Source organism: Clostridium aestuarii (assembly GCF_026735135.1).
GTDB lineage: Bacteria > Bacillota > Clostridia > Clostridiales > Clostridiaceae > Clostridium_H > Clostridium_H aestuarii.
This window is the reverse complement of record NZ_JAPQER010000008.1, coordinates 12,580-25,086: the sequence shown is the minus strand read 5'-3', so window position 1 is coordinate 25,086 and position 12,507 is coordinate 12,580. Positions and strand designations below refer to the sequence as shown.

Here is a 12,507-nt window from a genome sequence, read left to right as displayed (position 1 = left end):
TTTTACACACACTCTCTTTAGCCTCTAGAAAATGATTCATTTCCTTTTTGATTATACATTTCATTCCACATTCTATCAGCGTAAGGTTTCCATTCATCTGCTATTTTTTGAACATTATCTTTAAAATCTTTATCATGAAGCATAGTTTTTCCACCTTCGTCCGTTGATTTAGCTCCAACTTTTGCACAAACCTCTCTAACAACTTCTGGATTATCTATCATCATACAAGGTCTGAGCATATTTTCACTATATGGTTGTCTATGCCTTATTTCCTTAAAGAACGGATCTCTAAATACATCAATTAAATGTTTTCCTTTCAAATTTTGCGTTGCAAAATGAGCAAATATACAAGGTTCACAGTCTTCATGTACATTTACATGGAAAAAGAATTTACCTGCAATACATCCACCTACAAAAGGTGCATCATTAAAGAAATCTATTGTAAAATAAGGTTTCGTTTTCCTTAGTTCATGAGTTCTCTTACCAAGATACTCTCTTTGCTCTGGTGTTAGCATTAAGCTATAGTCAGGATGTTTCGTTCCACAAGGCATGAATAAAAAGTACCAATTCATCTTAGCACCTTTTTCAACTAATTTATCTACAAAATCATCTGATAATACTGAATCTATATTCATACTTGTTACAGCTGTAGATACTCCAAAAAGTATCCCTTTTTCATTAAGTAAATCCATTGCATGCATAACTTTCTTATATGTTCCTTTTCCTCTTCTTGAATCTGTTGCTTCTTCTTCTCCTTCAACAGATAACATTGGAATTACATTGCCTAATTTTTGAAGTCTATCAGCAACATCCTCATCAATTAATGTTCCATTAGTAAAAGGTGAAAACATTACATCATCATATTTTTCATATATATCAAGCATTTCTTTATAGAAGAAAGGTTCTCCTCCCAATACAATAATATAATAGATTCCTAAGTCTCTAGCTTCTCCTACTATTCTATCTACCTCTTCTATAGGAATTCTAGGTTGATTTAATAGATCTGCAGCATAACATCCTTTACATCTTAAATTACACTGCATACTTGGACTTATAAGCATAGTAAATGGTACTTTTGTATCCTCTTCATCTAAATATTTAGATCTCTTAGAACCTGCATACCAATTGGCATTTGCAAAGAAATTAGCAACAAATTTTTTCAAACATTTTTTATCTGTTTTTGTTAAAATATTAAGTACTAAATCGCGAGTTGCTTCTTGATTTTTATAAGAGTCATGAACTGATTCAATCTGAGCTAATTGATGTTTATCATTAGTAACTTTTTTTAGAGTTTCAAAAATTTTATCCACATTTTTGCCTGGATCTTTCTCTATAATATCTAACACTGTACTCATGACTTTTTGCTTTATACCTTTTTCTAAAGTATCCTTAACGCTCATTATAATTCCCCCCAATAAATTTCATATTACATTTTATTGCAGAAATACTATTATAAAACATATTTCCTCCTAATTTACATTATATTATTATATATACATAAGTCAATAATATTAGAATTATATTTACAAAGTATTAATAAATATAAAATATAGAGTATAATACCTTTTAAAACAAAAAAAGAATACACATATTAATCGTGCATTCTTTTTTATTCCCTAATTTTATTAAATCTTATATATTTTTTAATATTCTTCCATCAGTATCTATAATAACTTCGCTGTATGGTACTATAACATTTGACTCTAGCATCGCCCTCTTTACTGAATTTACAATTCCGGTACAGCATGGTACACTCATCCTTACAACTTTTACACTTCTTATATTATTGTTTCTTAATATTTCTGTTAGTTTTTCTTTATAATATTCATTATTATCAAGTTTTGGACAGCCTATTATTGTAATATGGTTTTTTATAAAGTCTTTATGAAAATCTGCATATGCATAAGCTGTACAATCTGCAGCAATTAATAAATCTGCATTTTCTAAAAATGATGATTTAGTATTTATAAGATTTAATTGAACAGGCCATTGTTTTAATTGTGACTCACTTCTAATTTCATTTGTTTGGTTATTATTTATATTTACACTATCTTTATCATTATTTGATGTTCTGTTAATCATCTTAGCCATAGTTCCCGGACAACCACACGCCATAGGTTTTTCCTCTTCATTCTTATTTTTCATTTCCTCCATCCTCTTTTTAACTGCATCATCATCATAATCTTTTGCTTCTCTCTCAATAATTTTTATTGCATCTGTTGGACATTCTGGCAAGCAATCTCCAAGTCCATCACAGTATTCATCAGATACTAGTCTCGCTTTACCATTTACAAGTTCAATAGCCCCTTCATGACAAGCTTTGACACAAAGTCCGCATCCATTACATTTTTTTTCATCTATATTTATAATTTTTCTTTTCATTTTAATTCCTCCTCTAATATTAATATTGTCTGTTTTTTATTGATTTATTGACTTTATTATACTAAGATTGTTACAATAAATATGTAACCTATGTTACCAAACTATAAATCCATTATAAAATTTAAGGTGATAAATATGAAATCTATAATCTACAATTTAAAATTCTCCAAATTATTTAATGCTTTTACTGAAGAGCAACTTCAACAAATATTAAACAATATTAACTATAAAATAACTTCTTTTAATAAAGATCAAGTAATAGCAGTAGAAGGAGATCCTATATCAAGCATAGGCATTGTTCTTGATGGAACTATAGAAGTTCAAAAAAACTACCCTTCTGGCAAAACTGTTACTATAAGCAAAATTAAACAAGGTGATATCTTTGGTGAGGTTATTATATTTTCAAATAAAAAAGAATATCCTGCAACAATAATTTCTACAGATAAATCAAAAATAATATTTATATCTAAAAATGATATAATGAATCTTTGCAGTTCAAACACAATATTTTTGAATAAATTTATGGGGTTATTATCTAATAAAATACTTATGTTAAACAAAAAATTAAAAAATCTCTCCTATCAAACAATAAGAGAGAAAATTTGTAGTTATTTAATTGATGAGTATAAAAAACAAAAAAAATTGATTATAAAAATAACTCATTCAAGAAAAGCAATGGCTGAACTTTTTGGTATTACAAGACCATCTCTTTCCCGTGAGTTAATCAATATGAAAAATGACGACTTAATAGATTTTAATAGACAAACAATAACAATTAAAAACTTAGAAACATTAGAAGATTATTTACTATAATATTTATATTTCACAATCAACCGCTACTCTCGTTTCAACAACACTCTTAATAAATTCACCAACTTTTAAATGTAGTGGATTTTGAGCATAAGTTTTTAATTCTTTAAAATCCTTACATATTACAGTTAAAACAACATCATAATTACCAATAGGAGCTGCCTTACTATTAATTCCAACTTCTATTGATTGTATTTCAGGTATATCATTTTTTAAAATTTCTAGTCTTGTTTTTATTTGTAAGGCATTTTCTAATTTTTTACTACTTTCATCAAATTCTTTTAATTTCCACATTACAACATGTTTTATCATAATATCACCTCTTATAAATATTATTTATACTGTATATTTAAACTTTTATATGCCTTTTTATTATATCATTACTTTTACTTTTAAAAGAAGATGGAATATTAAAAATTATAAATGCAAAAGGAAAATCCTTAAAAAAGGATTTTCCCAAGCAGTAAACAATTAAACTTATCTTTCGCCATATGATTTTATAATTATTCACCCATAAACATTTTTATGTCATCTTCTACATTTGTTATTCCACCAATACCGAAATTTTCCACCAAAACATTCACTACATTTGGTGATAAGAATGCTGGTAATGTTGGTCCTAAGTGAATATTTTTAACTCCTAAATGTAATAGCGCTAACAATACTATTACTGCTTTTTGTTCATACCAAGCAATATTATATGATATAGGTAACTCATTAATATCTTCTAATCCAAATACTTCTTTTAATTTAAGTGCTATTACTGCTAATGAATATGAATCATTACATTGGCCTGCATCTAATACCCTTGGAATTCCTCCAATATCACCTAACTCAAGCTTATTGTATTTATACTTAGCACATCCTGCTGTAAGTATTACAGCATCCTTTGGTAAAGCCTTTGCAAAATCAGTATAATAGTTTCTGCTCTTCATTCTTCCATCACATCCAGCCATTACAAAGAATCTTTTTATCGCTCCTGATTTAACTGCCTCTACTACTTTATCTGCTAAAGCTAACACTTGATTATGTGCAAATCCTCCTACTATTTCTCCGTTTTCTATTTCAACGGGTGATTTACATTGTTTAGCTTGTTCTATGATTTGTGAAAAATCTTTTTTACCATCTTTTCCTTGTTCTATATGTTTTACTCCTTGAAAACCCGTTGCTCCTGTAGTATATAATCTATCTTTATAAGAACTTTTTGGAGGTACAATACAATTTGTTGTCATTAATATCGGACCATTAAATGATTCAAATTCTTTATCCTGTTTCCACCATGCATTACCATAGTTTCCAACAAAGTGTTTATAGGTTTTGAATGCTGGATAATAGTGTGCTGGAAGCATTTCACTGTGAGTATAAATATCTACTCCAGTTCCTTCTGTTTGTTTTAATAATTCTTCTAAATCTTTTAAATCATGACCACTTATTAATATTCCTGGATTATTTTTTACACCTATATTTACTTTTGTTATTTCAGGATTTCCGTAAGTTGATGTGTTAGCTTTATCTAATAATGCCATAACATCTACTCCATATTTACCACATTCAAGAACTAATGCCGTTAAATCATCTCCACTCAAACTATCATTTAAAGTTGATGCTAAAGCTTTTTGCATAAATGCATGAATCGCTTCTTCATCATATCCTAAATTATTAGCATGATGTAAATACGCTGCCATCCCTTTCAATCCATAAGTTAAAAGCTCTCTTAAAGATCTTACATCTTCATTTTCTGTAGCTAATATTCCTACAGTTTCAGCTTTTTTCTTAAATCCATCTGCATTATCTGCCATCCAAACAGCAGCATCATGTAGTTTTTCTTCTTCTTTTCCTTGTATACCTGCAAATTTTAATAATTTTGATACCCAATTAGTATTTTCAGTTGACTCTATTTTTGCACCTGCTTTAACTAATTCTTCTTTTATTTCTCGTCTTAACTGTAATCCGTTCTTTACTCTTTCTGTTAAATTTTCATTGTCAAAGTTAGCATTAGTAATAGTTGCAAATAAGCTTTCTACTATAAACTTATCAGCTTCTTTATTAGCTATACCTAACTCCCTTGCTTTTATATTATAAATAGTTATTCCTTTTGTAATATATATTAATAAATCTTGTGTTTTTGCTATATCTGCTGTTTTACCACATACTCCTTTTATTGTACAGCCTTTTCCACCTGCTGCTTCTTGACATTGATAACAAAACATACTCATTATGATATCCTCCCTTTTTATAATTTATCATCTAACAATATTCCTATCGCTTGTCTTTATTATAAAAATATATGAAAAATAAATCCGTAACATATGTTACGGATTTATTTTTAATTTTAAAATACTGATTTATTTTCCTTGGATAATTTTTTTGCAATACTTTTTATTGAATCAAACTTACTTATAACAATTTTAGATAACTCTTCTGCTGTTTTATACTGTTGCATTGCTGCTCCTTTATCGTTTTGTTTAATATCATTTATAACTATACCGCCTGTATTATGTAGTTTTTCATGAACACTCTCTATTTCTTTCCACACCTCAGCAACTTCATTATCTACTGGATTAACAGAATAATAAAAATGTCCCAAATTACATCGATGAGGATTTAATTGAAGTGGTTTTACTACCATATTCTGAACCATTTCTTCTAAAGTTTTCACCCAATTCTTATGAGCTATAATTACTTTATCCATGACATCTATTAAATCCTGATTTGATATTTTAAAATGCTCTTCTTGATTTATTTCCCCAGTTAATTTTGCTAATTCTGATACCTCATTTTCAACTTTCTCTAACTCCACAGCTATAGTATTTATTTCATCTGCATTATAGTTTATTTCATCTGATACGGAAATTAAATTTTCTGCATTATCACTTATTACATGTGTAGTTGTACTTATTTCCTCAGTAACAGCATTTAACTCTTCAAAATTTGATGATAAAATTTGTATTTCACCAATAACATCATTTGTAACACTTTTGCTTTCTGAAAATGAAGAAGACATTTCTTTAGTGTATTTCTCCATATTGTCAATAGATCTCAAAGTCTTATTAAGACTATTATCACTTTTAATAGAAGCTTCTTGTATCTGCTGCATAAATTTTTGTATAAAATCAAGCTGCTGTTGAGTATTTTCAGATAATTTTTTAATTTCGTTAGCAACAACTGAAAATCCCTTTCCATTTTCTCCTGCCCTTGCAGCTTCTATGCTAGCATTTAATGCAAGCAAATTGGTGTTATCAGCAGTTTGACTTATTCCATCAACTATTGTCTTCATATTTTTTATAACGGAAATAAGATTATTCATATTATCCGACATCTCTGTAGAATTATCAGAAATTTCAACATTTATAAAATGCATTTTTGAAAGAATTGTATCATTAGATTCTAAGCTTTTAGAAATTATATTAGTACTAGATGCTATTTTATCCATAGCATTTGTATTTGTAGTCATAGATGATGATACCTCTGATATACTTGCACTAGTTTCTTCCATAGAAGCCAAGAGTTCTTCACTTGCTTGTCTTAATTCTTGTGAAGAGCTTTTTAATCTCTCTGAAGAATGTATTAATTTAATATTAAAGCTACTTACTGCAGTTGTAGTTTTTAAAATACCTTTTACTAATTTATTAACTACAGGAGAAATTTTTAATATTGTTTTTCCCATAAATGCAAAAGTTGAAATTAATACATTCTCTGTATTATCTTTATACATATTATTTAATCCATCAGCATTATTATTTTTAAAACACTCAACAACACTAACTAATTGAGATTTAAGTTTGAAATTTTTAAACATTTATATCACTCCTATTTGAATATTATTCAGCGCATTATTTCAATAATTATTATTTACTAACAATCATTATCTATCATACCACTAAATTCTATATTTTCAAGTATATATTTATAAAGGATAAAATACTCTATAATTTATTATACCACTATGGGGTATAATAACAACTATATTAAAATAAATAAAAGCCTATATAAAAGTTATTTTTATATAAGCTTCCAATTAAATTATTACTAATATTCATATATTAAAATTTAAATATTCTTTGGTAAAAAAACGCTAAACTGTGTTCCCTCACCTAGTTTGCTGTTTACAAAAATTTTACCTTTATGTGCTTCAACAATTGTTTTTGTTATAGTTAATCCTATTCCAGCTCCACCAGTCAATCTATTTCGAGATTTGTCAGCTCTATAAAATCTCTCAAATATATATGGGAGATCTTCTTTAGCTATTCCTATACCGTTATCCTTTATGCTTAATTCTATATAATCCAATTCTCCCTTGACACTAATTTCAACCTTTCCTCCAGTAACAGTATATTTTAAAGCATTCGATATAAGATTCACACATACTTGACTAATTTTATCTTTATCACCAAAAATCATTTGATTCTCATCACATTCTATTTTCATAATTATATTCTTATTAATATATTCACTTTCAAAATTCAATACAATATTTTTAATAACATCACTTATATCAAAATTTGATTTATTTAAAGTCAAATTTTCATTTTCATATATTGATAATTTTTCTAAATCTTTTACTAAACGATTTATTCTCAAAATTTCCTCATGGCAACTTTTCATTCTTTCTTGTGTTGGTTCCCATATTCCATCTAAAATAGCTTCAATATGGCTCTGCAAAGTAGTAAGTGGTGTTCTAAGTTCATGAGATACATCTGCTGTTAACCTTTTTTGCATTGCTTCATGTTCTTGTAATCTTTGAGCCAAGTTATTTATTGTTGAAATAAGTCTATTTATTTCTATAATATCTGATTTTTCACTAATTCTTTCGTTATAGTTACCATTAGAAATATTTTCTGATGTTTCTATAACTCTTGAAATAGGTTTACTCATCCTTCCTGCCATTAATATTCCTAATATTAATGCCATAAACATTGAAACTATCCCTACAATACCAAAAATTTTATTTAATGTATTCAAAAATATCATGTCGTTATCATTATAGTAAAAGGGTCCATAATATCCTATTGTAACACTTCCTACTTTTTTAGAATCATATTCAATATCATATTTATTTTCTATATACTTTCCTTTCCAATCTGAATAGCGTTTCATCATATTTTGAGACATATGAGCAATTATATCTTCACATTTACCATTATTATATATATTGGCATCCCATATTACTTTTCCATTCATATCATGTACATTTATAATAAGTCCATTTTCAAGAGCATCTATTCCTATACTCTCAACTCTATAATAATTCCATTTATCATCCATACTATACTGGTGACTTATAGAATAAACTATATCTTCACTTTTTCGTTCTCTTACATTGATTACATAGTTTTTGAACTGTTTTTCCAAAAATATGTTAGCAACTATACTTATTAACAAAGCACAAACTACAGCTACAAATACATGTGACAGTGTTAACTTTCTTCTTAAACTTTTTTCCATCTATTCACCACCAAATCTATATCCTATACCATGAATTGTAATTATGTATTGGGGATTTTTAGGATTAGTTTCTATCTTATATCTAAGATTTTTAATATGTGTATCTATTACTCTATCAAATCCATCATATTCTTCACCTAAAACCAGAAAAACTAACTCTTCTCTTGTAAATGCTTTCTGAGGGTATTTAGCCATAGTTGCAAGAAGTTTGTATTCAGTTGATGTCAGATTTACTATTTTTGATTTTTTTCTAATCTCATGTTTTAAATCGTCTATAACTAATTCATCTTTGTTAAAAGACATTATATTTGAGCAAATCTTAACATTTTTTTCAGACCTTCTTAATAATGCTGCAACTCTTGCCACTAGTTGTTTGGGACTAAAGGGTTTTGTTACATAATCGTCTGCACCAATATCAAACCCCTGTAAAATATTATTTTCACTTACTTTCGCTGTTAACATTATAATAGGTACTGATGATTTCTTTCTTAAAATTTTACATATTTCCTCTCCTGTCATATCTGGTAACATTAAATCTAATATTATTAAATCTGGATTGGCTTTTTCAAATATCTCTATAGCTTGATTACCTCTATAAGCCTCTAAAACTGTATATCCTTCTTTTTCCAAATATGATTTTACAACTTCAACTATTTTCTTTTCATCATCAACAACTAGTATGTTTTTTTCATTCGTCATATTCTCACTCCTCAAAACTTTTCTTCAACAAATATTATTTATTAAAATTAAGGATTTATGTTCAAATTTAGCTTGTATAAATAATTAAATTTATACTAATTAATTATGTGTTTTTTATGAATATTTAAGGCTATGTCCTAAAATTTATGAACATAGCCTTAACTGATGAAACTTTAATATACAAATTTTATTGTGATATTTTTTTATTTTCTTTAGGAGATTGTTCTAAAATTCTTTTACTTGATTTCAATGAACCACATTTTCTACAAAAATAGCTTTTAGAACCACATCCTATATACTCTTCTAATTTTTCTCCACAATCAGGGCAATAATACACCTTATTCATAAGTATAATCTCCTTAGCAGCTGCAGCTGCACCCACCACCACAACCACTTTCTAAGTTTTCTACTTTCACAACATCATATCCAGCATCTTCTACCACATCTTTTAATACGCTATCTTCTACTTTCTTTTCTAAATCTACTAAAGCACATTTGTTATCTAAATCGACTTCTATATTAGCTATTCCTTCTACTTCTAATAAAGCATCCTTAACATGCTTAACACAGTGTTGACAACTCATTCCTTCAATTAATAATTTCTTTTTCATATTAATCTCTTCCTTTCACATTTATAAAAATTATATTTTTGTTACTTATGCCAATTCCTTTTAAGCTCAACACAGTAAATAAACTCAACGTGGTGGTTAAACTTAATAATATTACCTAGTAGGCTTAAAACCTCTTAACCTTAAAGCATTAGTTACAACCGAAACTGAGCTTAAGCTCATTGCTGCAGCTGCAATCATAGGATTTAAAAGCGGACCACCAAATACATGAAGTATTCCCATTGCAACTGGTATTCCTATAGTATTATATCCAAATGCCCAAAATAAATTTTGTTTTATATTTTTTATAGTTTTATTACTTAATTCTATAGCAGTTGTTACATCAACTAGATCATTTTTTATAAGAACAATATCTGCTGATTCAATAGCTACATCTGTACCTGAACCTATCGCCATTCCTATATCAGCTTGTGCTAAAGCTGGTGCATCGTTGATTCCATCACCTACCATAGCAACTTTTTTTCCCTTTTTTTGAAATTCTTTAACTTTTGCTGATTTGTCTTCTGGTAGTACTTCAGCTATTACCTTATCTATACCTACTTGTTTCGCAATGGCCTGTGCTGTTTTAGCATTATCTCCTGTTATCATAGCTACTTCTATTCCCATATCATGCAGCTTCTTTATAGCTATCTCACTGCTTTGTTTAACAGTATCAGCTACTGCAATTATACCCATTAACTTAGCATCTGATGCTATAAACATTGGAGTTTTACCATCATTAGCTAATTTAACAGCTTCTTCTTCAAAGTTTTCTAGTAAAATATTATTTTCCTTCATAAGCTTTTTATTACCTAACAAAATTGTCTTGTTTTCTATTTTAACTTCAATTCCATGTCCAGGTATAGCTTTGAAAAATTCTATATTCTTTAAAGATAATTCTTTTTCTTCTGCACTCTTAACTATCGCCTCTCCAAGTGGATGTTCTGATTTTTTTTCAGCACTGGCTGCAATTGAAAGTAATTCATCTCTATTAACATCAGATACTGTTATTATGTCTGTTACCTTTGGTTTTCCTTCAGTTATCGTACCTGTCTTATCAAATACAATTGTTTGAATTTTATGTGCAGTCTCTAGTGCTTCTCCACTTTTTATTAGCACTCCATATTCTGCACCCTTTCCTGTACCAACCATTATTGCTGTAGGAGTTGCAAGTCCCAATGCACATGGACAAGCTATTACTAGTACAGAAATAAATATAGTTAAAGAGAATACCCAACTCTCACCAGATATGCGCCATGCCAAAGATGATATTACAGCTAATGCCATTACTATTGGTACAAAATATCCTGATATTATATCTGCCATTTTTGCAATTGGTGCTTTAGATCCTTGTGCTTCCTCAACTAATTTAATAATCTGAGCTAATGCTGTATCCTTTCCAACTTTTGTAGCTTGATATTTTATTGAACCATTTTTATTTATACTTCCACCAAACACACTATTCCCTTTAGTTTTCTCAACAGGTATACTTTCACCCGTAAGCATTGATTCATCTACAGAAGTAATTCCTTCTATAACAATACCATCTACTGGTATTTTTTCACCTGGTTTAACTAATACTACATCTCCAACATCTACATCCTCTATAGAAACAATTTCTTCTTTTCCATTACGGATTATAATTGCTGTTTTTGGTGATAATCCCATAAGTTTTTTAATAGCTTCTGACGTTTTACCTTTAGATACACTCTCCAAATATTTACCAAGAGTTATTAGTGTTAAAATGGTAGCTGCTGATTCAAAATATAAATCTCTAACATATGCAGTATCACCTTTTGATATTTGATATATAGCAAATACTCCATAAATATAAGCTGCACTTGAACCTATAGCAATAAGAGAATCCATATTTGGACTTCTTTTAATTAAAGTCTTAAATCCAACCGCAAAAAATTTTCTACCAACTATCATAACTGGTGTTACAAGTATCAATTGAAGTAATGCAAAGTTAAATGGACTTATATGTGGATTAATTATATTAGGAAGCTTTAGTCCCACCATATGCCCCATAGTAATTATTAAAAGTGGAACAGTGAATAAAGCTGAAGTTATAAATCTTCTCCACATTTCTTTTGAATTCTGTTCTTTTTTCTCTTTATCCTCATCTATAGTTGTTTCACCTTCTAAAACTTTATAGCCAGCTTTTTCTACTGCTTTTTTTATATCTAAAATTCTTACTATCCCTGGCTCAAATTTCACATTTAATTTTTCAGAAGCTAAATTAACATTAGCTTCTACAACTCCATCTACTTTATTTACTGCTCTTTCAACTGCTCTAGAACATGCTGCACATGTCATCCCTTCTATTTTTAAAGCTTTATTGGTTTCTTGTTGATTTGCCTCATATCCTGCCTTTTTAATTGCTTTTTTAATATCGTTTAATGAAGCTTTTGTTTCATCAAAAGTTATATTAAGTTTTTCTGTAGCTAGATTAACATTGGCTTCACTAACACCTTCAACTTTTTTTGAAACCCTTTCTACAGCTCTTGAACAAGCTGCACAAGTCATTCCTTCTATTTTTAATGTTTTTTTCATTCTAAAT

Annotated in this window: 11 protein-coding genes; 1 reads left to right on the top strand and 10 read right to left on the bottom strand. The window is 28.5% G+C overall.

What is annotated here, in order from left to right:
* Window positions 1-17: 17 nt before the first annotated feature.
* Window positions 18-1,400, bottom strand: coding sequence for a radical SAM/SPASM domain-containing protein (locus tag OW763_RS14695; RefSeq protein WP_268042029.1), 1,383 nt, complete (start codon window positions 1,398-1,400; stop codon window positions 18-20).
* A gap of 232 nt (window positions 1,401-1,632) precedes the next feature.
* Window positions 1,633-2,382, bottom strand: coding sequence for an ATP-binding protein (locus tag OW763_RS14690; protein ID WP_268042027.1), 750 nt, complete (start codon window positions 2,380-2,382; stop codon window positions 1,633-1,635).
* 135 nt (window positions 2,383-2,517) lie between these two features.
* Between OW763_RS14690 and OW763_RS14685 the strand changes: the two genes are divergently transcribed.
* Entirely contained in the window at window positions 2,518-3,195 is a 678-nt protein-coding gene (locus tag OW763_RS14685) for a Crp/Fnr family transcriptional regulator (RefSeq protein WP_268042025.1), read from the top strand.
* 3 nt (window positions 3,196-3,198) lie between these two features.
* On the opposite strand, the gene OW763_RS14680 is transcribed toward OW763_RS14685, so the two are convergent.
* The 8 genes from OW763_RS14680 to OW763_RS14645 form a co-directional block, all read right to left on the bottom strand.
* A complete protein-coding gene (locus OW763_RS14680; RefSeq protein WP_268042023.1) occupies window positions 3,199-3,504 on the bottom strand; it encodes a Dabb family protein in 306 nt (101 codons plus the stop codon).
* Window positions 3,505-3,695: 191 nt separating this feature from the next.
* Entirely contained in the window at window positions 3,696-5,408 is a 1,713-nt protein-coding gene (hcp, locus tag OW763_RS14675; RefSeq protein WP_268042021.1) for a hydroxylamine reductase, read from the bottom strand.
* A gap of 116 nt (window positions 5,409-5,524) precedes the next feature.
* Complete coding sequence (locus OW763_RS14670; RefSeq protein WP_268042019.1) at window positions 5,525-6,991, bottom strand: methyl-accepting chemotaxis protein; 1,467 nt, start codon at window positions 6,989-6,991, stop codon at window positions 5,525-5,527.
* Between the two features lie 251 nt (window positions 6,992-7,242).
* Window positions 7,243-8,637, bottom strand: a complete 1,395-nt coding sequence (locus OW763_RS14665; protein WP_268042017.1) for a sensor histidine kinase — start codon at window positions 8,635-8,637, stop codon at window positions 7,243-7,245.
* Entirely contained in the window at window positions 8,638-9,336 is a 699-nt protein-coding gene (locus OW763_RS14660) for a response regulator transcription factor (RefSeq protein WP_268042015.1), read from the bottom strand. It lies immediately after the preceding gene.
* Window positions 9,337-9,523: 187 nt separating this feature from the next.
* On the bottom strand, window positions 9,524-9,682 hold the full coding sequence (locus OW763_RS14655; protein ID WP_268042013.1) for a YfgJ family double zinc ribbon protein: 159 nt from the start codon (window positions 9,680-9,682) through the stop codon (window positions 9,524-9,526).
* Window positions 9,683-9,695: 13 nt separating this feature from the next.
* Entirely contained in the window at window positions 9,696-9,947 is a 252-nt protein-coding gene (locus tag OW763_RS14650; RefSeq protein WP_268042011.1) for a heavy-metal-associated domain-containing protein, read from the bottom strand.
* 111 nt (window positions 9,948-10,058) lie between these two features.
* Complete coding sequence (locus OW763_RS14645) at window positions 10,059-12,500, bottom strand: heavy metal translocating P-type ATPase (RefSeq protein WP_268042009.1); 2,442 nt, start codon at window positions 12,498-12,500, stop codon at window positions 10,059-10,061.
* Window positions 12,501-12,507 lie beyond the last annotated feature (7 nt).